Origin of the sequence: Nonomuraea monospora (assembly GCF_039531895.1) — a bacterium.
Lineage (GTDB): Bacteria > Actinomycetota > Actinomycetes > Streptosporangiales > Streptosporangiaceae > Nonomuraea > Nonomuraea monospora.
In genome coordinates, this window is the sequence record NZ_BAAAQX010000007.1 from 368114 (window position 1) to 388402 (window position 20289).

Annotated in this window: 18 protein-coding genes; 8 read left to right on the forward strand and 10 right to left on the reverse strand. The window is 72.5% G+C overall.

Annotation, left to right across the window (positions count from 1 at the left end; genetic code table 11):
* Nucleotides 1-25: 25 nt before the first annotated feature.
* Genes ABD331_RS16950 through ABD331_RS16980 form a run of 7 tightly spaced genes read right to left on the reverse strand, consistent with a single transcriptional unit; the run spans nt 26 to nt 6808 of the window.
* On the reverse strand, nt 26-1003 hold the full coding sequence (locus tag ABD331_RS16950) for an ornithine cyclodeaminase family protein (RefSeq protein WP_344475624.1): 978 nt from the start codon (nt 1001-1003) through the stop codon (nt 26-28).
* Complete coding sequence (locus tag ABD331_RS16955) at nt 1000-1965, reverse strand: proline racemase family protein (RefSeq protein ID WP_344475626.1); 966 nt, start codon at nt 1963-1965, stop codon at nt 1000-1002. The genes ABD331_RS16950 and ABD331_RS16955 overlap by 4 nt, the downstream gene beginning before the upstream one ends.
* On the reverse strand, nt 1965-2966 hold the full coding sequence (locus ABD331_RS16960; RefSeq protein WP_344475629.1) for a proline racemase family protein: 1002 nt from the start codon (nt 2964-2966) through the stop codon (nt 1965-1967). The genes ABD331_RS16955 and ABD331_RS16960 overlap by 1 nt, the downstream gene beginning before the upstream one ends.
* Nucleotides 2963-3856, reverse strand: a complete 894-nt coding sequence (locus ABD331_RS16965) for a dihydrodipicolinate synthase family protein (RefSeq protein ID WP_344475632.1) — start codon at nt 3854-3856, stop codon at nt 2963-2965. Before ABD331_RS16965 ends, ABD331_RS16960 begins: the two co-directional genes overlap by 4 nt.
* Nucleotides 3857-3882: 26 nt before the next feature.
* Entirely contained in the window at nt 3883-5385 is a 1503-nt protein-coding gene (locus tag ABD331_RS16970) for an FAD/NAD(P)-dependent oxidoreductase (RefSeq protein WP_344475634.1), read from the reverse strand.
* Nucleotides 5382-5624, reverse strand: a complete 243-nt coding sequence (locus tag ABD331_RS16975; RefSeq protein WP_344475636.1) for a (2Fe-2S)-binding protein — start codon at nt 5622-5624, stop codon at nt 5382-5384. The genes ABD331_RS16970 and ABD331_RS16975 overlap by 4 nt, the downstream gene beginning before the upstream one ends.
* A complete protein-coding gene (locus ABD331_RS16980) occupies nt 5621-6808 on the reverse strand; it encodes an NAD(P)/FAD-dependent oxidoreductase (RefSeq protein WP_344475638.1) in 1188 nt (395 codons plus the stop codon). The genes ABD331_RS16975 and ABD331_RS16980 overlap by 4 nt, the downstream gene beginning before the upstream one ends.
* An 81-nt stretch (nt 6809-6889) precedes the next feature.
* Here ABD331_RS16980 and ABD331_RS16985 point away from each other — a divergent pair, with 81 nt between their 5' ends.
* Together ABD331_RS16985 and ABD331_RS16990 are read left to right on the forward strand one after the other, a co-directional pair.
* On the forward strand, nt 6890-7876 hold the full coding sequence (locus ABD331_RS16985) for a COX15/CtaA family protein (protein ID WP_344475640.1): 987 nt from the start codon (nt 6890-6892) through the stop codon (nt 7874-7876).
* A 62-nt stretch (nt 7877-7938) separates the two neighbouring features.
* Nucleotides 7939-8637, forward strand: coding sequence for a SanA/YdcF family protein (locus ABD331_RS16990; protein ID WP_344475641.1), 699 nt, complete (start codon nt 7939-7941; stop codon nt 8635-8637).
* A gap of 39 nt (nt 8638-8676) precedes the next feature.
* On the opposite strand, the gene ABD331_RS16995 is transcribed toward ABD331_RS16990, so the two are convergent.
* From ABD331_RS16995 to ABD331_RS17005, 3 genes are all read right to left on the reverse strand, one after another.
* On the reverse strand, nt 8677-9867 hold the full coding sequence (locus ABD331_RS16995; RefSeq protein ID WP_148432993.1) for a PrsW family intramembrane metalloprotease: 1191 nt from the start codon (nt 9865-9867) through the stop codon (nt 8677-8679).
* Entirely contained in the window at nt 9854-10801 is a 948-nt protein-coding gene (locus ABD331_RS17000) for a cation diffusion facilitator family transporter (RefSeq protein ID WP_344475645.1), read from the reverse strand. Before ABD331_RS17000 ends, ABD331_RS16995 begins: the two co-directional genes overlap by 14 nt.
* Before the next feature lie 98 nt (nt 10802-10899).
* Nucleotides 10900-11844, reverse strand: coding sequence for a heme o synthase (locus ABD331_RS17005; RefSeq protein ID WP_344475647.1), 945 nt, complete (start codon nt 11842-11844; stop codon nt 10900-10902).
* 362 nt (nt 11845-12206) lie between these two features.
* Here ABD331_RS17005 and tkt point away from each other — a divergent pair, with 362 nt between their 5' ends.
* From tkt to pgl, 6 genes are read left to right on the forward strand one after another with little or no spacing between them, the layout of a single operon-like run.
* The gene (tkt, locus tag ABD331_RS17010; protein WP_425566005.1) at nt 12207-14237 is read left to right on the forward strand and encodes a transketolase; all 2031 of its coding nucleotides are present in this window, start codon (nt 12207-12209) and stop codon (nt 14235-14237) included.
* 7 nt (nt 14238-14244) lie between these two features.
* A complete protein-coding gene (gene tal / locus ABD331_RS17015) occupies nt 14245-15336 on the forward strand; it encodes a transaldolase (protein WP_344475653.1) in 1092 nt (363 codons plus the stop codon).
* Nucleotides 15336-16949, forward strand: coding sequence for a glucose-6-phosphate isomerase (locus ABD331_RS17020; protein ID WP_344475761.1), 1614 nt, complete (start codon nt 15336-15338; stop codon nt 16947-16949). The genes tal and ABD331_RS17020 overlap by 1 nt, the downstream gene beginning before the upstream one ends.
* 1 nt (nt 16950) lies before the next feature.
* Complete coding sequence (zwf, locus tag ABD331_RS17025) at nt 16951-18552, forward strand: glucose-6-phosphate dehydrogenase (protein WP_344475656.1); 1602 nt, start codon at nt 16951-16953, stop codon at nt 18550-18552.
* On the forward strand, nt 18553-19467 hold the full coding sequence (locus ABD331_RS17030; RefSeq protein ID WP_344475658.1) for a glucose-6-phosphate dehydrogenase assembly protein OpcA: 915 nt from the start codon (nt 18553-18555) through the stop codon (nt 19465-19467). It begins immediately after the preceding gene.
* Nucleotides 19468-19490: 23 nt separating this feature from the next.
* Entirely contained in the window at nt 19491-20264 is a 774-nt protein-coding gene (gene pgl / locus ABD331_RS17035) for a 6-phosphogluconolactonase (protein WP_344475660.1), read from the forward strand.
* The last annotated feature ends 25 nt before the right edge of the window (nt 20265-20289 follow it).

The following is a 20289-nucleotide window of genomic DNA, read 5'->3' on the forward strand; positions in this document are numbered from 1 at the left end:
GGCCGCTCCCTTTCTCTGTCCACCCTCATGCCTGTGCCCGCGAACGCGGGCCCTCACCTGGGCCCTGCTGTGCGGCCTCGTAGGCGGCAGCCGCGACCACGAGGTCCTCCCACGCCATGCCCGTGCTCTTGAACACGCGCGGCCCCGGACCGGCGACCACCCTTCCGGCGATCAGGTCGGCGAGGTTCCCGGCGAGATGATGAGAGGTGATCGTACCCTGGCGGATCGGCACGACGATGTCGCCCGCCTCCTCCAGGGCGGCCGCCCTGGCCTCGACGACCACGGTGGCGCGGGCGATCAGGTCGCCGTCGAGCTCGCGGGCGCCGGGCTCGTGCGAGCCGACCGCGACGACGGTGACGCCGTCGCGGGCGAGCTTACCGGGGAACAGGGGGTCTCTGGCCGTGGTGCAGCACGCGACCAGATCGGCCCCCGCCACCGCCTCCGCCAGCCGCGCGCCGGAGTCGGCGGCGCGGGCGGTCAGCCCCAGCTCGCGGCACCAGGCCGCGAGCGCCTCCGCCCGGTGCCGGTCGCGGGCGACGACGGTGACGTCCTCCACCGGCCGCACCTCCCGCAGGGCCAGCACATGCCCGTACGCCTGCGGCCCGCTCCCGAACACCACCAGCCGCCGCGCCCCCGGCTCCGCGAGGTGCCGGACGGCGAGGGCGGAGACGGCGGGCGTGCGCAGCGAGGTGAGCGCGATCCCGTCCAGCGCGGCCAGCGGGGCCAGGGTCTCGCCGTCGAACAGCAGGTACGTGCCCTGGATGCGGGGCAGCCCCCGCCCCGGGTTGCCGGGCGCGATGCTGACGGCCTTGACGCCCGCGTACCGCCGGGTGGAGGCGGGCATGAGCAGGAGTTGCCCGGCGGGCAGGTCGACGATGGGCCGGCGCGGGGTCGTCTCGGGGTCGAGCCCGGCCCGCAGCGCCTCCTCCAGCACGTCCACGGCCCGCCCCATGGGCACCAGCCGCTCCACGGCGGCGGCGTCGAGGTACGGCAGCCCGCTCATCGCAGCGTGAACCCGGTCGGGAACGGGTCGCCCGGGTCGAGCTCGAAGACGTGCCGCCCGGTCCGGTACGCCATGCCGTCGATCTCCACGATCACGCCCTCCCCGGTCGTCTCCCCCACGCGGGCGGTGAACACGCTGCCCACGACGCTCTCGTGGACGAGGCCGGCCGTCTTGCCGGCGTCGTACAGCAGCGCCATCCTGGCCGCGGTGCCGGAGCCGCAGGGCGAGCGGTCCACCTCTCCGTCGGCGAACACGGTGACGTTGCGCTGCCGCCTGACGCCGTCCAGGTCGGGCAGCTCGTCGTAGAAGATCACGCCGTAGACGCCGGAGAGCCGCTCGTCGGACGGGTGCCGGGCGGCGGGGTGGCCCGCCAGCCCGGCCTTGATCCGGCGGGCGTGCTCGATGAGGGCGTTGACGTGCCGTGGCTCGACCGTCAGGCCGAGGTCGGCGGCGCGTACGGACGCGTAGATGGCGCCGCCGTAGGAGACGTCGGCGCGCACGCCCGCCACGGGGACGTCACAGGCGATCACGTACGAGGGCACGTTGACGAACGTGACGCCCTCGATCTCGCCGCCGGACAGCCGCACCCGGGCCGTGACGCGCCCCGACGGCACGTCCACGACCACGTCCGTCACCCCGTCGGGGGCGGCCTCGACCAGGCCCTCGCGCACCGCGTGCACGCCCAGCGCGATCGTGCCGTGCCCGCAGGCGGTGGAGAAGCCGTCCTTGTGCCAGAACAGCGCCCCGAACCGCGCACCCGGGTCGTCCGGCGGCACCAGGAAGCAGCCGTACATGTCGGCGTGCCCGCGCGGCTCGTTGCACAGCAGCCGGCGCAGGTCGTCGAGCTCGGCCATCGCGGTGGTGCGGCGGTCGAGCACGGTGGAGCCGGGGATCTCGGGCACCCCGCCCGTGACGATTCTGAACGGCTCCCCGGCGGTGTGGTAGTCGACCGTCGTCACCATCAGAGCTCGAACCCCGCGGGGAACGGGTCGCGCGGGTCGAGGAAGTACTGGGCGGTTCCGGTGATCCAGGCGCGCCCGGTGATGGACGGCAGGACCGCCGGCCGCCCGCCCACCGTGGTCTCCTCCAGCAGCCGCCCGATGAAATGGGTGCCGATGAACGACTCGTTCGTGAAGTCCCGGCCGAGCGGCAGCTCGCCCCTGGCGTGGAGCTGGGCCATGCGGGCGCTGGTGCCGGTGCCGCACGGCGAGCGGTCGAACCAGCCCGGGTGGATGGCCATGGCGTGCCGCGAGTGGTGGGCGTCGGAGCCGGGGGCGGCGAAGTAGACGTGGTGGCAGCCGCGGATGCGGGAGTCCTCGCGGTGGACGGGCTCGTCGGCGGCGTTGACGGCCTCCATGGTGGCCAGGCCGGCGGCGATGATCTCGTTCTTGGCCTTGCGGTCGAACGGCAGGCCGTAGTGGTCGAGGTTCACGACGGCGTAGAAGTTGCCGCCGTACGCGAGGTCGTACGGGATCTCCCCGAACCCCGGCACGGTCACGCTCGCGTCCAGCCTGTCGCAGTAGGACGGCACGTTGCGCAGCGTCACCGACATGGCCATGCCGTCCTCGACGGCGACGTCCACCTCGACGAGCCCGGCGGGCACCTCCAGGCGCACGGTCGTGACCGGCTCGACCACCTCGACCATGCCGGTCTCCACCAGCACGGTGGCCACGCCGATCGTGCCGTGCCCGCACATCGGCAGCAGCCCGGACACCTCGATGAACAGCACGCCGTAGTCGGCGTCCGGCCTGGTCGGCGGCTGCAGGATGGCGCCGCTCATGGCCGAGTGGCCGCGCGGCTCCGTCATCAGCAGGGTGCGGACGTGGTCGAGGTTGTCGCGGAAGTACACGCGCCGCTCGGCCATGCTCGCGCCGGGGATGACGCCGATGCCGCCGGTGATGACCCGCGTGGGCATGCCCTCGGTGTGGGAGTCGACGGCGTGGAAAACGCGCTTGGTCCTCATCGCAGCCCTTCTGCCAGTGCCTTCTCGGTCGCCGCACGCACGATAGCGGCCTGCTCGTCCGTCAGCGGCTGCCTGGGCTGCCTGCACGGGCCGCCGTGGCGGCCCGCCACGTCCATGGACAGCTTGATGGCCTGGACGAACTCCGTCTTGGAGTCCCAGCGCAGCAGCGGGTGCAGGGTCCGGTACAGCGGCAGCGCCGTCTCCAGGTCACCGGCCACGGCCGCGCGGTACAGGGCGCTGTTGGAGGCGGGCAGCGCGTTCGGGTAGCCGGCGATCCAGCCGACCGCCCCGGCCACGGCCAGCTCCAGCAGCACGTCGTCGGAGCCGATCAGCAGGTCCAGCCCGGGTGCCAGCTCGGCGATCTCGTACGCCCTGCGCACGTCGCCGCTGAACTCCTTGACCGCCACGATCAGCCCCTCCTCGTGCAGCCTGGCCAGCAGCGCGGGGGTGAGGTCCACCTTGGTGTCGTAGGGGTTGTTGTAGGCCACGATCGGCACCCCCGCCTTGGCGACCTCCCGGTAGTGCGCCACGACCGCCCGCTCGTCGGCCCGGTAGGCGTTCGGCGGCAGCAGGAGGACCGAGCCGCAGCCCGCCTCGCCCGCCTGCTCGGCCCAGCGCCGCGACTCCGCGGCGCCGTACGCGCCCGCGCCCGCCATCACGTTGCCGCCGCCGACCGCCGCGACCGCCGTCTCGATGACCTTCGTGCGCTCCTGCGGGGTGAGCGTCTGGTACTCGCCGAGCGAGCCGTTCGGTACGACGCCGTCGCAGCCGTTGTCGACCAGCCAGCGGCAGTGCTCCGCGTAGCCGTCGTAGTCGACCGAGAGGTCTTCGCGCAGGGGGAGCGCGGTGGCGACCATGACGCCCTGCCAGGGCTTGCTGCGGTGTTCCATGGGGAGGTCCTCCAGGTGTCGGGGGGTCAGTGAGCGGAAGGGTCGTCGGGGGGAGTGTCGCTGGTGTCATCGTCAGCAGGGGTGGTGAGGGAGGCCAGGGCGCCCAGAGTGACGGGCTGGGCGATCGGGCGGCGGGGCGGCTGCGGCCGTTCGCCTGCCAGGCAGGAGACGGCGTAGCCGCAGACGCGGCCCTGGCACCAGCCCATGCCGGGCCTGGCCAGCAGCTTGACCGCGCGCGCGTCGGTGGCGCCGAGGGCCTGCGCCTCGCGTACCCGGGCCAGCGGCACCTCCTCGCACCGGCACACGAGCGTGTCGTCGCGCAACCAGCCCTGCCAGCCGGGCTTGACGGGGTACGCGCGCTGCAGCGCCTCCCCGAACGCCCGCCACCGCTCCCGCCTCCGCGCGAACAACGGCGGCACGACAGCGGCCGCGCTCCCACCCACCGGCACGCCTCCGGCCCCTGGCACGCGACGAACGCCAGCGGGCGCGGTGCGATCGTCGGCCCCAGGCGCGGGGCGGGCGTCGGCGCCACGGGCCTGGCGGGCGTCGGCGACGATGGCGCGGCCGGCGAGGCGGCCCTCCAGTTCGGCCAGCCGCCAGCCGCCCACCCCCACGGGCTCGCCCGCCGCCCACACGCCCGGCACGCTGGTCCGGAGGGTGGCGTCCACGCTCAGCACCGGGCTGCCGTCCACGTCGTGGCGGGTCTCGCAGCCGAGCTGCGTCCCCAGCTCGATCTGCGGCACGAAGCCGTACCCGACGGCAAGAGCGTCGCACTCGACGACGTGGGTGCCGGTGACGTTCCAGTCGGGGTCGAGGCGGGCGACGGTGACGGCCTCCACCTCGTGCTCGCCGTGCGCGGCCACCACCGCCTGCCTCGTCCGGTACGGCACCCGGTGCCTGGCCAGGGCCGCCGCGTATCCCGCCGCCTCCCCGGACTTGCCCAGCGCCAGTACGGGGTGCCTGGCCAGGCCGAGGCCGCCGTTGGCCTCGTACACGCCGAGCACCCGCGCCCCCGCGCCCGCCAGGCCCGTGGCGACGGGCAGCAGGAACGGGCCGGTGCCGGACACCACGATGCGGCGGCCCGCCACCACTCCGCCGCCCTTGAGCAGCGCCTGGGCGCCGCCGGCGGTGAGCACGCCCGGCAGGTCCCAGCCGGGGAACGGCAGCGGCCGGTCGTGCGCCCCGGTCGCGATCAGCAACCGCCGCGCCCGCAGCACCACCGCCCGCTCGCCGGGCGCGGAGGCGTCCCTGGTCGCGCAGTGCACGAGCAGGTCGCCGTCCGGCTCGCGGGACACCGCCCACACCTGGTGCCGCAGCAGCACGTCGGCGCGCGCGTCGAGCACCCGCGCCTGCCGCAGGAACCGATCGAGTCCGGGCGCGCGTTCGGGCCGGGCCGCGTGCCTGAAGTACTGGCCGCCGAGCCGGATCCCGGAGTCCACCAGCGCCACCCGCAGCCCGGCCAGCGCCGCCGTGAGCGCGCCCGCCACGCCGGCGGGCCCGCCGCCGACCACCACGAGGTCGTACGTCACGCCGTCGTCACCTCGTCCCCGGGCTCGGCCTCCAGCAGGCAGGCCCGCTCGGGCGGGCGCCCGTTCACCGAGATCAGGCAGTCGAAGCAGACCCCGATCCCGCAGAACAGCCCGCGCGGCCGGCCGCCGAAGCGGGTGGTGCGCCAGGACCGCACCCCGGCCGCGTGCAGGGCCGCGCCGATGGTCTGCCCCGGCACGACGGGCACGGGGCGGCCGTCGACGGTGATGTGGAAGGTCACGAGGCCTCCTCGGAGGAGAGCGAGGGTGCGGGGAAACGGTCGGGGCGGAAGGGCCGCAGGTCGAGATCGGTCTGCTCGCCCGCGAGAAGCTGGGCGAGCAGGTGCCCGGTGGCCGGGGCCAGCCCGATCCCCGCGCCTTCATGACCGCACGCGTGATACAACCCGGGCGCCCGCGGATCCGCCCCGATGACCGGCAGGTGATCGGGACAGTACGGCCGGAACCCGCAGTACGACCGGATCGCCCGCACCTCCTTCAGCGCCGGGAAGAGCGCGACCGCCTGCTCGGCCAGCCGCGCCAGCACCGGCACCGACGTGGTCCTGTCGAACCCGACGCGTTCCCTGCTGGCCCCGATGAGCACGGTCCCGGCGGGCGTGCCCTCCACCACGGCGGAGGTCTCCAGCCCTGCGGAGTCGCTGGCCACGTTCGTCACGTAGGCGGCGGTGTAGACCTTGTGCCTGATGAGCGGCTCGCGCAGCGGCTCGGTGACGAGGATGAACCCGCGCCTGGGCAGCACCGGCAGGTGCACGCCCGCGAGCGCGGCGACCTCGCCGCCCCAGGTGCCCGCCGCGTTGACGACGGCGTCGCCGAGTACGTCGCCCTGTGTGGTGCGCACGCCGGTCACCCGGTCTCCCGAGCGCAGGACGCCGGTCACGGTGGCGCCGAGCCGCAGCCGCAGCGTGCCGTGGCCGAAGCGTTCCGCGCCGTGCCGCAGCAGGGCGGCGGCGGCGAGCATGGGCTGCACCTGGGCGTCCTGGGGGTAGAACACGCCTCCGGCCAGGCCTTCCGCCAGGTGCGGCTCGTGGTCGCGCAGCCTGGGGGCGGGCACGAGGGTGTGCTCGACGCCCTGCTTGCCCGCCAGCTCGGTGAGCTGCCGCTGGACGTCCTCGGTCTCGGCGACGACGAGGCCGCCCTTCGGCTCGAACTCGAACCCGCCGAGCTCGGCCAGCGAGCGCCACAGCCGGTTCGACAGCACGGCCAGGTCCAGCTCGGGGCCCGGTTCCTTGTCGGAGACCAGCACGTTGCCCTCGCCCGAGCCGGTCGTGCCGCCGGCCACCGGGCCGCGGTCGATCACGGTCACGTCGAGGCCCGCGCGCGCCGCGTAGTAGGCGCAGGCCGCTCCCACCACTCCCGCGCCGACGACGATCACGTCGGACATCACCACCTCCTGCCAGTAATATGTCACATACCTTGGATGCTTGAGAAGTCCGCAGCTCCCACGAGCCCGATGGCCGGACCGGCCAGTGGGGCCCCTACCATCGATGACGTGAAGCTACCCACGGACAACCCCCACCTCCTCGCGCGTTTCATCCGGTCCTTCTGGGCGCCGACGACGCGCTCGATGCGCGTCTGGGCGTTGGCCTCCGTGGTGGTCAACGCCGGCATCACGGTCACCGGGGCGGGCGTGCGCGTCACCGCCTCCGGGCTCGGCTGCCCCACATGGCCCAGGTGCACGCCCGACAGCTTCATCCCGGTCGCGCACCCCGAGGTGTCGCCGCTGAACATGGCCGTCGAGTTCGGCAACCGGCTGCTCGCGTTCCTGGTGCTGGCCGTGGGCATCGCCTGCTGGGTGGCCGCCGTGCGGATGCGCCCGCGCCGCGTCTCCCTGATCCGCCTGGCCTGGCTGCAGCCGATCGGGATCATCGCGCAGGCCCTGTGGGGCGGGGTGGTGGTCAACACGACGCTCAACCCGTTCACCGTCGGCATGCACTACCTCATCTCCAGCGGCCTGATCGCGGCCTGCTGGATGTTGTACGCGCGCGCGGGCGAGGGCGACGGGCCGGCGCGGCCGGTCGTCCACCGCAACATCCGCGTGCTCGGCCATTCGCTGGTGGCGGCCGTGTTCGCGCTGCTGGTGATCGGGGTCGTGGTCAGCGGCACTGGGCCGCACTCGGGCGACGAGATGGCCTCCCGCTTCGACCTAGACATCGAGACCGTGGCCAGGCTGCACGCCGACGTGGCCTACGTGGTGGTGGGGCTGACGTTCGCGCTGCTGTTCGCCCTGCACGTGACCGACGCGCCGCGAGCGGCCAAGCGGGCGGCGCTGGCCGCGCTCGGCGTGGAACTGCTGCAGGGCGTGATCGGCTACACGCAGTGGTTCCTGGCCGTGCCGGCGGTGCTGGTCCTGCTGCACGTCGTCGGCTCGACGCTGGTCTGGATCGCCGCGCTGAGGGTCGCCACCTCGCTGCGCTCCCGCGACCCCGAGCCGTCGGCCGCCGCCCACTCCCCCACCGAGGCAGCCGCCGTCGCCTGAGCGGATATGCCAGGGTATGTGGTGTTACGTTCGCCACTCCCCCGGCCCGGAAGGGGTGTGCTTTGCGGGGAAAAGTCCGCCTCTCCCGGAAGGCGCTGCGCCGCGCGTACCAGGGGCTGGTGCTGGCCAGCGTGCTCACGCTGGCGCCCATGACGTGGGCCTGGCTCGGCAGCTCTGGACACCGGGCGATGGCCGAGGACGCGGGCTGGATCCGGCGGGTGCCCGAGACGCAGGCCGCGCTGGTGCTCGGCGCCGGCCTGTTCGCCGGGCACCCCTCCCCGATGCTGGCCCGCAGGCTCGACATCGCCGCCGAGCTGTACCTGGCGGGCAAGGTGAAGGCGCTGCTGCTGTCGGGCGACAACAGCCGCGTGGAGTACGACGAGCCCACCGCCATGCGCGACTACCTGCGCGCCAAGGGGGTGCCCGACGCGGTGATGGTGCTCGACTACGCCGGGTTCGACACGTGGGACTCGTGCGTGCGGGCGCGCGAGGTGTTCGGCGCTGAGCGGGTGACCGTGGTGACCCAGGAGTTCCACATCCCCAGGGCCGTGACGCTGTGCAGGACGGCCGGGCTGGAGGCGTTCGGCGCCGGTGACGACTCCTCCAGGCGCTGGGCCGCGACCACGTACGCCTACGCCGCCCGCGAGCTGTTCGCCACCGCCAAGGCCTTCACCGACGCCCTGGTCCTGAACTCCGACCCGGTCTACCCGGGGCCCCGCGAGGTCTCACTCACCCGCATCCTGTCCCAGCCGGGCGCGTAGCCGGAGGTCCCACGGCGTGTGGTCACCCCGCGCTCTGTCTCAGCCGGGCGCGCCGGGCGCGTAGCCGGGCGGCGGCGACCCCCTGGCCACCGACCTGGCGTGCATCTCCGGCACCGGGAAGTCGGCGCGGGCGGTGCTCATGCACTCCAGCAGCGCCCGCTGCTCCTCGTGGAAGGTGTGCTCGTCGACCATGTGGCGGGCCGCCCGCTCGTGCAGCAGGCCCAGCTCGGTGGCGGCGAGCTGGTAGTCGCGCATCGCCCGCAGCCCCGGCTTGCCGCCGTGCGCGCGGGCCCACTGCCTGGCCTGCCGCCGCCGGGCGAAGGCCGAGAGCATGAAGATGTCGGCCTGGGTGACCAGCTTGGTCGGCTCGTACGCCGGCAGGTAGCGCTGGATGAGCGCCACGATGCGCCGCCGGTCCCTGAACACCACGCCGATGAGCACGACCAGCACCACCAGCAGCGTCAGATAGGCCACCACCAGCCCGGGGAACCCGCCGTAGGAGGCCAGGCCGTTCCACAGCCCGTGCAGGATCATCGCCGCCGTCCACCCCGCCAGCACGTACGTGCTGCGCTCGGGCCCCCTGCGCTGGGCCGCGTACGCGACGGCGACCCCGATCATCGAGCTGAACAGCGGGTGGGCCAGCGGCGACAGGATGCCGCGCAGCACCACGGTGACGGCCAGCCCCTTGACCCCGGAGGTGGACAGCGCGCCCAGGTAGTAGCTGACGTTCTCGCTCATGGCGAAGCCGAGGCCGACCATGCTGGCGTAGATGATGCCGTCGGTCGGCCCGTCGAGCTCGGCCCTGCGGAAGCGGAGCAGGCCCAGCAGCACCAGGCCCTTCATCGTCTCCTCCACCACCGGCGCGCCGAACGTGGCCGCGAGGTTGCGCGCGCTGGCCTCCGACAGCTTGGCGGTGTCGATGATGTAGTGCAGGTTGAGCGAGTTGATCACGCCGGCCACGAGCACCGCCACGCCCGCGCCCCAGGCGAAGGCGAAGATCAGGTTGCTGCGCGGCTCCGGCTCCATCCGGTCGAGCGCCAGCACGGCCGCCAGCAGCAGCGGAACCGGCGCGAGCGCCAGCGCCAGGGCGATGAAGAACTGCACCGGCGCGCCGTTGAACACGTCGAAGGAGAACGAGACCAGGGCGCAGATGCCGGTGAGGACCAGCCCGATGATCAACGCGAACGACGGGCGGTCCTTCAACACCCAGCGTGGATCACGGCTCGCCATAGGGTGACTTTAACGGATCAGAGTGCCGGGGTCCGTGCGGGTCCACGCAGTGCCGCTCCAGGCCGGGGGCGCCGTGATCGACCTGGAGGGTGGTGTGGCCGATCGCGAACCGCTCGTGCAGCAGGTCGGCGAGCCGCGTGCGCACCCGGTGGCAGTCGGCGCCGCGCGCCACCAGCACGTGGGCCGACAGGGTCGGGTAGCCACTCGTCACCGTCCAGACATGGAGGTCGTGCACCTCCTCCACGTCGCGCTGAGCGGCCAGCAGGCGGCCGATCTCGTCCGGGTCGAGGCCGGCGGGGGCCGCCTGCAGCAGCACCCGGCCGGAGTCGCGCAGCAGGCCCCAGCCTGCTTTGAGCATCAGCGCGGCCACGACCAGGGCGGCGATCGTGTCGGCCTGGCGGAAGCCGGTCAGCCAGACCACGGCTCCCGAGACGGCCGTGGCGATGAACGCGTACATGTCGTTGAGCACGTGCTGGAAGGCGCCCTCGACGTTGAGGCTGCGCCGGTTCGCCCTGGACAGCAGCCACGCGGCCAGCGCGTTCACGGCGACGCCCGCCACGGCGGTGCCCAGCACGACGGGCCCGTGCACGTCGGGCGGGTCGAGGAGGCGGCGCACGCCCTCGTAGGCGAAGTACGCCACCAGCAGGAGCAGCGTCACGCCGTTGATCTGCGCGGAGAGGATCTCGGCCCGCTGGTAGCCGAAGGTGTAGGCGCCGCCGGCCGGCCTGGCGGCGATGCGCATCGCGACCAGGGCCAGCGCGATGGCGCTGGCGTCGGTCAGCAGGTGGGCGGCGTCCGAGATCAGCGCGATCGAGTTGGCGATCACACCCGCGACGACCTCGACGGCCATGTAGCCGGCGATGAGCGCCAGCGCGCCGATCAGGTACCGCCTGTCGGCGCCGGCCGTGTGACCGTGCCCGTGGCCCCCGCTCATCCCGTCTCCCTCAAGTGCGTCACAACACCTGAAGAGCTGTTCACATGTGCATCATAGGAACGCGAAAAAGCCCGGCGCAACGGCCGGGCTCTCCACGATCAGGCCAGCAGCGGGTCGATCGCCACCGCGAGGAACAGCAGCGCCAGGTAGGCGTTCGACCAGTGGAAGAAGCGCATCGGCCGCAGGTCCACACCGCTCTTGCCCGAGTTGAGCCTGGCCAGCAGGCGGTGCACCTCCCACAGGCACATCGCGCCCAGCACGGCCGCCACGACCGGGTAGAACAACGTGGTGCCCGCCACCGGCCACAACGCCAGCGAGCACAGCACGGTGGCCCAGGTGTAGGCGATGGACTCCATGATGACCCGCCGCTCGGTGGCCACCACCGGCAGCATCGGCACCTTGGCCGCCGCGTAGTCCTCCTTGTAGCGCATGGCCAGCGTCCAGGTGTGCGGCGGCGTCCAGAAGAACACCACCCCGAACAGCACCAGCGGCGCCCAGTCGAGCCGCTCGGTGATGCCCGCCCAGCCGATCATGACCGGCATGCAGCCCGCGATGCCGCCCCACACGATGTTCTGCGCCGTGCGGCGCTTGAGCAGCATCGAGTAGACCAGCACGTAGAACAGGATCGCGGCGAGCGACAGGACCGCGGCCAGCCAGTTGGTGGTCAGCCACAGGCCGGCCGTGGACAGCACGCCCAGCACGATGCCGAAGATCAGCGCGCCGCGCGGCGAGACCTGGTGCCTGGCCAGCGGCCTGCGGCGGGTGCGGCGCATCTTCTGGTCGATGTCGCGGTCCACGTAGCAGTTGAGCGCGTTGGCGCTGCCCGCCGACAGGGTGCCGAACACCATGACCGCGATCGACGTCCACAGCGGCGGCAGGCCGCCCGCCGCGAGGAACATCACGGGCAGTGTCGTGATCAGCAGCAGCTCGATGATCCGCGGCTTGGTGAGCGCGATGTAGGCCTTGACGATCATGCCGATCGAGCGCGGCGCCTTCACCTGCGGTGATGGGGCCGTCGCCTGCCTGTTGGTCAGCACCGTCAAGGCGCTTCCAGCCTGTCGGAAGTCAACGCGTAACCTCTGATGAGAGCGGATCCATGGGCGGGCGCCGGTGGCGCCCCTGCGAACAAACAAACTGTAGTCGCAGGGGCGGCCGGTCCGGCCAATGGGGGGCTTGCGCCGTACATGGACACGCGAAGGTGGGAATGGGAATCGATCGCCAGCTCCACCCGGTTAGGGTTTCCGTGTAGGCGCGCGCGCAGCGCAACCTGCGGCGAGCCGCGGCAGGCGGTACGACCAATGACAACTAGATTCCGGAGATCGAGCACTTGAGCACCGAACTCGTGCCAGCCCTTGAATGGACCGACCTCGACAAGCAGGCGGTCGACGTCGTTCGAGCACTGGCGATGGACGCAGTGGAGAAGGCGGGCTCGGGTCACCCCGGCACCGCCATGAGTCTGGCCCCCGCCGCATACCTGCTGTTCCAGCGCGTGATGCGTCACGACCCGACTGACCCGAACTGGCTCGGCCGTGACCGTTTCGTCCTGTCGTGCGGCCACAGCAGCCTGACGCTCTACATCCAGCTCTACCTGTCCGGTTACGGCCTGACGCTGGACGACCTCAGGCGCCTGCGGCAGTGGGACAGTCTGACGCCGGGTCACCCCGAGCACGGGCACACGGCGGGTGTGGAGACCACGACGGGCCCGCTCGGCCAGGGCATCGCCAACGCCGTCGGCATGGCCATGGCGGCCCGCCGCGAGCGCGGCCTGTTCGACCCCGAGTCCGCCGACGGCGCCTCGCCGTTCGACCACAACATCTGGTGCTTCGTCAGCGACGGTGACATCGAGGAGGGCATCAGCCACGAGGCCAGCTCGCTCGCCGGCCACCAGAAGCTGGGCAACCTCGTCGTCGTCTACGACGACAACCACATCTCCATCGAGGACGACACGCAGATCGCCCTGTCGGAGGACGTGGTCAAGCGCTACGAGGCCTACGGCTGGCACACCCAGAGCGTCGACTGGACCGAGTCCGGCGAGTACGTCGAGGACGTCCAGGCCCTCTACGAGGCGCTGCAGGCGGCCAGGGCGGAGACGGACAGGCCGTCGTTCATCCGGCTGCGCACGATCATCGGCTACCCGGCGCCCAACAAGCAGAACACCGGCAAGATCCACGGCTCCGCCCTGGGCGAGGCCGAGGTGAAGGCCACCAAGGAAGTGCTGGGCCTGGACCCGGCCAAGACCTTCGACGTGCCGGCCGAGGTGCTGGAGCACGCCCGCGGCGTCGCCCAGCGCGGGCGCACCGAGCACGCCGAGTGGGACAAGTCCTACGCCGAGTGGCGCCTGGCCAACCCCGAGCGCGCCGCCGAGCTCGACCGCATCTCCCGCCGCGAGCTGCCGGCCGGCTGGGCCACCGCGCTGCCGTCGTTCGAGAAGGGCTCCTCCGTCGCCACCCGCAAGGCGAGCGGCGAGGTGCTCAACGCGCTGGCCCCGGTGCTGCCCGAGCTGTGGGGCGGCTCGGCCGACCTGGCCGAGTCCAACCTCACCACGATGAAGGGCGAGCCGTCCTTCATCCCCGAGGAGTTCCAGACCAAGGACTTCAAGGGCAACCGCTTCGGCCGCACGCTGCACTTCGGCATCCGCGAGCACGCCATGGGCGCCATTCTCAACGGCATCGCGCTGCACGGCGGCACCCGCCCGTACGGCGGCACGTTCCTGGTCTTCTCCGACTACATGCGGCCCGCGGTTCGGCTGGCCGCGCTGATGAAGCTGCCGGTCACGTACGTGTGGACGCACGACTCGATCGGCCTCGGCGAGGACGGCCCCACCCACCAGCCGATCGAGCACCTGTGGGCGCTGCGCGCGATCCCCGGCCTCGACGTGGTGCGCCCGGCCGACGCCAACGAGACGGCGTACGCGTGGAAGACCGTGCTGGAGCACACCGACCGCCCCGCCGCGCTGGCGCTGACCAGGCAGAACCTGCCGGTCGTCGAGGGCACCAGCGCCGAGGGCGTGGCCCGCGGCGGCTACGTGCTGCGTGAGGCGTCCGACGGCCAGCCGAAGGTCATCCTCATCGCCACGGGCAGCGAAGTGGAGATCGCGCTGAACGGCCGCGACCTCCTGGAGGCGCAGGGCATCCCCACGCGGGTGGTCTCGATGCCGTGTGTCGAGTGGTTCAACGGGCAGGACACCGCATACAGGCAGACGGTTCTGCCCTCGTCGATCCGGGCTCGGGTGGCGGTCGAGGCGGGCATCGCGCTCGGCTGGCACGAGTACGTCGGCGAGTGCGGCGAGGTGGTCAGCCTCGAACACTTCGGTGCCTCTGCGCCGTACAAGACTTTGTACGAGCAGTTCGGGCTGACGGCTGAGCGCGTGGCGGCGGCGGCCAAGGCGAGCCTGGCCAAGCTGGGTCAGGACAAGGGCGAGACGACGGGAAACTGAAGAAGAGATGAGCGAGATCCTCAAGAAGCTGTCCGGCCAGGGCGTTGCCATCTGGCTCGACGACATCAGCCGTGAGCGCCTGCGCAGCGGCAACCTGGAGCAGCTGATCCGCGAGAAGAACGTCGTCGGGGTCACCTCCAACCCCACGATCTTCGCCAACGCGCTCAGCAAGGGCGACGCCTACGACAGCCAGCTCCACGACCTGGCCGTACGCGGCGTCGAGGTGGGCGAGGCCGTACGCGCCCTCACCGCCTACGACATCCGCTGGGCCGCCGACGTGCTGCGCCCGGTCTACGACGCCAGCGGCGGCGTGGACGGCCGCGTGTCGCTGGAGGTGGACCCGCGGCTGGCCCGCGAGAGCGAGAAGACGATCGCCGAGGCCCGCGCGCTGTGGTGGCTGGTCGACAGGCCCAACCTGATGATCAAGATCCCGGCGACGGTCGAGGGCCTGCCCGCGATCACGCAGGCGCTGTCGGAGGGCATCAGCGTCAACGTCACGCTGATCTTCTCCCTGGAGCGCTACCGCGCGGTCATGGACGCCTGGCTCGCCGGCCTGGAGGCCGCGCAGGCCAAGGGCCTGAACCTGGCCTCGATCGAGTCGGTGGCCTCGTTCTTCGTCAGCCGCGTCGACACCGAGATCGACAAGCGCCTGGAGCAGCTCGGCAAGCCGGAGCTGAAGGGCAAGGCGGGCATCGCCAACGCGCGCCTGGCGTACGCGGCGTTCGAGGAGGTCATGAACTCCGAGCGGTGGCAGAGCCTGCGCGCCGCCGGCGCCCGGCCGCAGCGCCCGCTGTGGGCCTCGACGGGCGTCAAGAACCCTGAATACTCCGACACCATGTACGTCGACCAGCTCGTCGCCCCCGGCACCGTCAACACGATGCCGGAGAAGACGCTCGACGCCACGGCCGACCACGCCAACGTCACCGGCGACACCGTCCGCCCGTTCTACGAGCAGGCCTGGAACACCATGGCCGCGCTCAAGGACGCCGGCGTCGACTACGACGACGTGGTGAAGGTCCTGGAGGAGGAGGGCGTGGAGAAGTTCGAGGCGTCCTGGAACGAGCTGCTCGAGAGCGTCACCAAGAACCTGGTTCCGTGATGGAGGTGTCCTACCGCGAGGAGGGGGTGGCCTCGGCCGCCTCCTCCGTCGCGGGGCGCCTCGTCGCCGACGGCGTGCCCGCGCGGCTCGCCGGCGGCGACCCCACGCTGTGGGGTGAGGACGCCGAGGCGGAGGCGGCGGTCAGGCTCGGCTGGCTGACCCTGCCCCGCTCCTCCCGCGAGCTGCTGCCCGCCCTGGGCGAGCTCGCGGCGAGAACCCGCGCCGCGGGCCTGACGAACGTGGTCCTGGCCGGGATGGGCGGCTCGTCGCTGGCCGCGGAGATCATCTGCGCCACCGGCGACGTGCCGCTCACCGTGCTCGACACGACCGACCCGGGGCAGGTCCGCCGCGCGCTGACCGACCGCCTGGAGTCCACGGTCGTGGTGGTGGCGAGCAAGAGCGGCTCGACCGTGGAGACCGACTGTCATCTGCGGATCTACCAGCGGCTCTTCGCGGACGCGGGCCTCGACCCCGCGGGCCGCGTCGTGGTCGTCACCGACCCGGGCTCGCCGCTGGAGCAGCTCGCCGCCGACGGCGGCCACGAGCTGGTGCTCGCGCCGCCCGACGTGGGCGGCCGCTACTCGGCGCTGTCGGCGTTCGGGCTGGTGCCCGCCGCGCTGGCCGGGGCCGACGTGGCGGGGCTGCTCGACGAGGCCGCCGAGGTGCTGCCGCTGCTGTCGCTCGACACCGGCAACCCCGGGCTCGACCTGGGGGCGGCGCTCGGCGGGGCGGCGCTGGCCGGGCGCGACAAGCTGCTCCTGGAGGACCAGCTCTCGCCCATCTTCGGGCTGCCCGACTGGATCGAGCAGCTCGTCGCCGAGTCCACCGGCAAGCAGGGCAGGGGCATCCTGCCGGTCGTCGGCGCCGACCCCAACCGGTCGGGCGACGAGCTGGTCGTCGCGATCGAGTCCGACGTCGGCGACGTGCGCGTGGACGGGCCGCTGGGCGCGCAGTTCCTGGTCTGGGAGTACGCCACCGCCGTGGCCGGGCTGCTGCTGGAGGTGGATCCGTTCGACCAGCCGCAGGTGGCCGAGTCGAAGGAGAACACCACCGCCCTGCTGGCCCTGCCCGACCTGCCGACGGGCGCGCCCGCGTTCACCGACGGCCCCGTCGAGGTGTACGGGGCGGCGACGGCCAAGGACCTGCCGGGGCTGTTCGCGGAGCTGCTGCACGCGATCCCCGGCGACGGCTACCTGGCGATCATGGCTTATCTGGACCGGCTGGCCGCCTTCGACGCCCCGGTGCCCGAGGGTGCCGACTTCGAGCAGATGACCGACGCGTGGATGATGGCCGATCCGCTGACGTTGCGGACGCTGCTCGCGCTGCGGACCGACCGGCCGGTGACGTTCGGCTGGGGGCCGCGGTTCCTGCACTCCACCGGGCAGTACCACAAGGGCGGGCCGCAGAACGGCGTGTTCCTGCAGATCACGGGGGTGGTGACGGAGGACGTCGCCGTGCCCGGCAGGCCGTACAGCCTGGGCAGGCTCCAGCTCGCCCAGGCCCTGGGGGATCTGGCGGCGCTGGAGACCCGCGGGCGCCCGGCCGTACGCCTGCATTTGACCGACCGCGCGGCGGGCGTCGCGCGTTTGCTCGCAGCCGCACAGGAGGCTTGAGATGACAGACCCGGCAGCACCCGCGGAGGAAGCCGCCACCGTTGCGGCGGCCGTCGCGGGCACCGCCACCACTGAGGAAGTGGCAGCCGCCAACCCGCTGCGCGACCCGCGCGACAAGCGGCTGCCCCGGGTGGCCGGGCCGTGTGTGATGGTGTTGTTCGGCGTGACGGGTGACCTGGCCAAGCGCAAGCTGCTGCCGGCGATCTACGACCTGGGGAACCGGGGGCTGCTGCCGCCCGGCTTCTCGCTGGTCGGCTTCGCCCGGCGCGATTGGAAAGACCAGGATTTCGCCCAGTTGACGCACGACGCCGTCAAGGCGCACGCCAGGACCCCGTTCCGCGAGGAGGTCTGGAAGCAGATCCGCGAGGGCATCCATTTCGTGCCCGGCGAGTTCTCTGACGACGGGGCGTTCGACGCGCTGGCCATGGCGTTGGCTGAGATCGACGAGACCCGCGGCACCGGCGGAAACTACGCTTTCTACCTGTCGGTGCCGCCGAAGTTCTTCCCCGTGGTGGTGGAGCAGCTCAAGCGGACGGGGTTGTCCGACGCGCCCGACGGGTCGTGGCGGCGCGTGGTGATCGAGAAGCCGTTCGGGCACGACCTGAAGTCGGCTCACGAGCTGAACGAGATCACCACCTCGGCCTTCCCGGAGAGCTCGATCTTCCGGATCGACCACTACCTGGGCAAGGAGACCGTCCAGAACATCATGGCGCTGAGGTTCGCCAACAACCTCTACGAGCCGATCTGGAACCGCAGCTTCGTCGACCACGTGCAGATCACGATGGCCGAGGACATCGGCATCGGCGGCCGGGCCGGCTACTACGACGGCATCGGCGCCGCCCGCGACGTGATCCAGAACCACCTGCTCCAGCTCCTCGCGCTCGTCGCGATGGAGGACCCGACCTCCTTCGAGGCCAACTCGCTGCGGCGGGAGAAGGAGAAGGTGCTCAAGGCCGTGCGGCTGCCCGCCAACCTGGGGCTGAACACCGCGCGCGGCCAGTACTCCGCGGGCTGGCAGGGCGGCGAGAAGGTCGTCGGCTACCTGCAGGAGGAGGGCATCTCCCCGCAGTCCACGACCGAGACCTACGCCGCCATCAAGCTGGAGATCGCCAACAGGCGCTGGGCCGGGGTGCCGTTCTACCTGCGCACCGGCAAGCGGCTGGGCCGCCGCGTCACCGAGGTGGCCGTGGTGTTCCAGCGGGCGCCGCACCTGCCGTTCAGCAAGGACGACACCGAGATCCTCGGCCAGAACGCGCTGGTGGTCCGCGTCCAGCCCGACGAGGGCATCACGGTGCGGTTCGGGTCGAAGGTGCCCGGCACCGCCATGGAGGTCCGCGACGTGTCCATGGACTTCGCCTACGGCGAGTCGTTCCTGGAGTCGTCGCCGGAGGCGTACGAGCGGCTGCTGCTCGACGTGATGATCGGCGATCCGCCGCTCTTCCCGCACCAGCGGGAGGTGGAGCTGTCGTGGAACATCCTCGACCCGATCGAGGAGTTCTGGGCCACGCAGGGGCAGCCGGAGCCGTACGAGTCCGGTTCGTGGGGGCCCGAGTCGGCCGACGCGATGATGGCCCGCGACGGCCGCGTGTGGAGGAGGCTCTAGATGACCACGTTCATGTTGACGGACACCACGGCGGGCAAGATCGCCGCCCAGCTCACCCATCTCCGTCACCAGATGGGCGCACCGGCCATCGGCATGGTGCTCACGCTCGTCGTGGTCAGCGAGGAGCGCCACCAGTACGACGCGCTGCGCGCCGCCACGGAGGCCGCCCGCGAGCACCCGTCGCGCATCATCGTGGTGATCAAGCGCGAGCCTGAGGAGGCCATCAGGCTCGACGCGGAGCTGCGCATCGGCGAGAACACGCCAGGCGAGGTCGTGGTGCTGCGCCTGTACGGCGAGCTCACCGACCACGCCGACTCCGTGGTCAGCCCGCTGCTGCTGCCCGACACGCCGGTGGTGGCGTGGTGGCCGGGCGCGGCGCCCGACGCGCCGGCCAAGGACGCGATCGGGGCGCTGGCGCAGCGGCGCATCACCGACGCCAAGGGGTTCGACGACGGCGGCGTCAAGTCGCTGGTCGTCCGGGCCAAGGGCTACGCGCGCGGCGACACCGACCTGTCGTGGGCGCGGCTGACGCCGTGGCGCAGCCTGCTGGCCGCCGCGTTCGACCAGCCGGTGGGCAAGGTGCGCAAGGGCACCGTGGAGGCCTCGCCCGGCCACCCGAGCGCGCCGCTGCTGGCCGCGTGGCTGTCGGAGCGGCTCGGCGCCCCGATCAAGGTCGTCGACTCGCCCGGGCCAGGCCTGACCGCCGTGCGGCTCCAGGTCTCCGACGGCGAGCTGGCGGTCGTCAGGACCGACGCCCGGCTGGCCACGCTGTGCCGCCCCGGCCAGCCCGACAGGAACGTGGCGCTGGCCAGGCGGCAGACCTCGGAGCTGATGGCCGAGGAGCTGCGCAGGCTCGACACCGACGAGATCTACGAGGCCGCGGTCAAGCGGTTCGCGAGGACGTACAAGGGATGACGGCAGTTCAAGGGGAGACGACCATGAGCGTTCCCGGCATCGTCGTGCACCGCGACGCCGACGTCCTGGCCAAGGCCGTCGCCGCGCGGATCATCACCCGGCTCGTGGACGTCCAGTCGGCCAAGGGCTCGGCGTCGCTCGTGCTGACGGGCGGCACCGTCGGCATCGCCACGCTCGCGGCCATCGCCGCCACCCCCGCCAGGGACGCCGTCGACTGGCGGCGCCTGGACGTCTGGTGGGGCGACGAACGCTTCGTGCCCTCCGGCGACAAGGAGCGCAACGAGACCGGCGCCCGCGACGCCCTGCTCGACCACGTGGACGTGGACCCCGCGCGGGTGCACGTCATGCGCGGCCCCGACTCGGGCATGACGGCCGAGGAGTCGGCCGACGCGTACGCCGCCGAGCTGCGCAAGGCCGCCAGGCCCGAGGACCACGGGCCGGTGCCGAGCTTCGACGTGATGCTGCTCGGCATGGGCCCCGACGCGCACGTGGCGTCCCTGTTCCCCGGGATGCCCGCGCTCTACGACACGCGCCCGGTGGTCGCGGTGCACGGCTCGCCCAAGCCGCCGCCCACCCGCATCTCCCTGACGCTGCCCGCCATCCAGGCCTCCCGCGAGGTGTGGGTGGTGGCGGCCGGCGAGGAGAAGTCGGGGGCCGTGCGGCTCGCGCTGTCGGAGTCCGGGCCCGTGCAGGTGCCGGCCGCCGGGGCCCGTGGGCGGGGGCGGACGTTGTTCCTGCTGGACCGCAAGGCGGCGAGCAAGATCCCGCCCGAGCTGGGACGCATCGCCTCGCCGTGAGGCGCTGAGAGGGGCCTGGCCGGGA

Coding starts and splice junctions, on each gene's coding strand:
- ABD331_RS16950 (WP_344475624.1), bottom strand. CDS start 1,003: ATGAGCGGGCTGCCGTACCTCGACGCCGCCGCCGTGGAGCGGCTGGTG.
- ABD331_RS16955 (WP_344475626.1), bottom strand. CDS start 1,965: ATGGTGACGACGGTCGACTACCACACCGCCGGGGAGCCGTTCAGAATC.
- ABD331_RS16960 (WP_344475629.1), bottom strand. CDS start 2,966: ATGAGGACCAAGCGCGTTTTCCACGCCGTCGACTCCCACACCGAGGGC.
- ABD331_RS16965 (WP_344475632.1), bottom strand. CDS start 3,856: ATGGAACACCGCAGCAAGCCCTGGCAGGGCGTCATGGTCGCCACCGCG.
- ABD331_RS16995 (WP_148432993.1), bottom strand. CDS start 9,867: ATGGCGAGCCGTGATCCACGCTGGGTGTTGAAGGACCGCCCGTCGTTC.
- ABD331_RS17000 (WP_344475645.1), bottom strand. CDS start 10,801: ATGAGCGGGGGCCACGGGCACGGTCACACGGCCGGCGCCGACAGGCGG.
- tkt (WP_425566005.1), top strand. CDS start 12,207: ATGGACGCAGTGGAGAAGGCGGGCTCGGGTCACCCCGGCACCGCCATG.
- tal (WP_344475653.1), top strand. CDS start 14,245: ATGAGCGAGATCCTCAAGAAGCTGTCCGGCCAGGGCGTTGCCATCTGG.
- ABD331_RS17020 (WP_344475761.1), top strand. CDS start 15,336: ATGGAGGTGTCCTACCGCGAGGAGGGGGTGGCCTCGGCCGCCTCCTCC.
- zwf (WP_344475656.1), top strand. CDS start 16,951: ATGACAGACCCGGCAGCACCCGCGGAGGAAGCCGCCACCGTTGCGGCG.
- ABD331_RS17030 (WP_344475658.1), top strand. CDS start 18,553: ATGACCACGTTCATGTTGACGGACACCACGGCGGGCAAGATCGCCGCC.
- pgl (WP_344475660.1), top strand. CDS start 19,491: ATGAGCGTTCCCGGCATCGTCGTGCACCGCGACGCCGACGTCCTGGCC.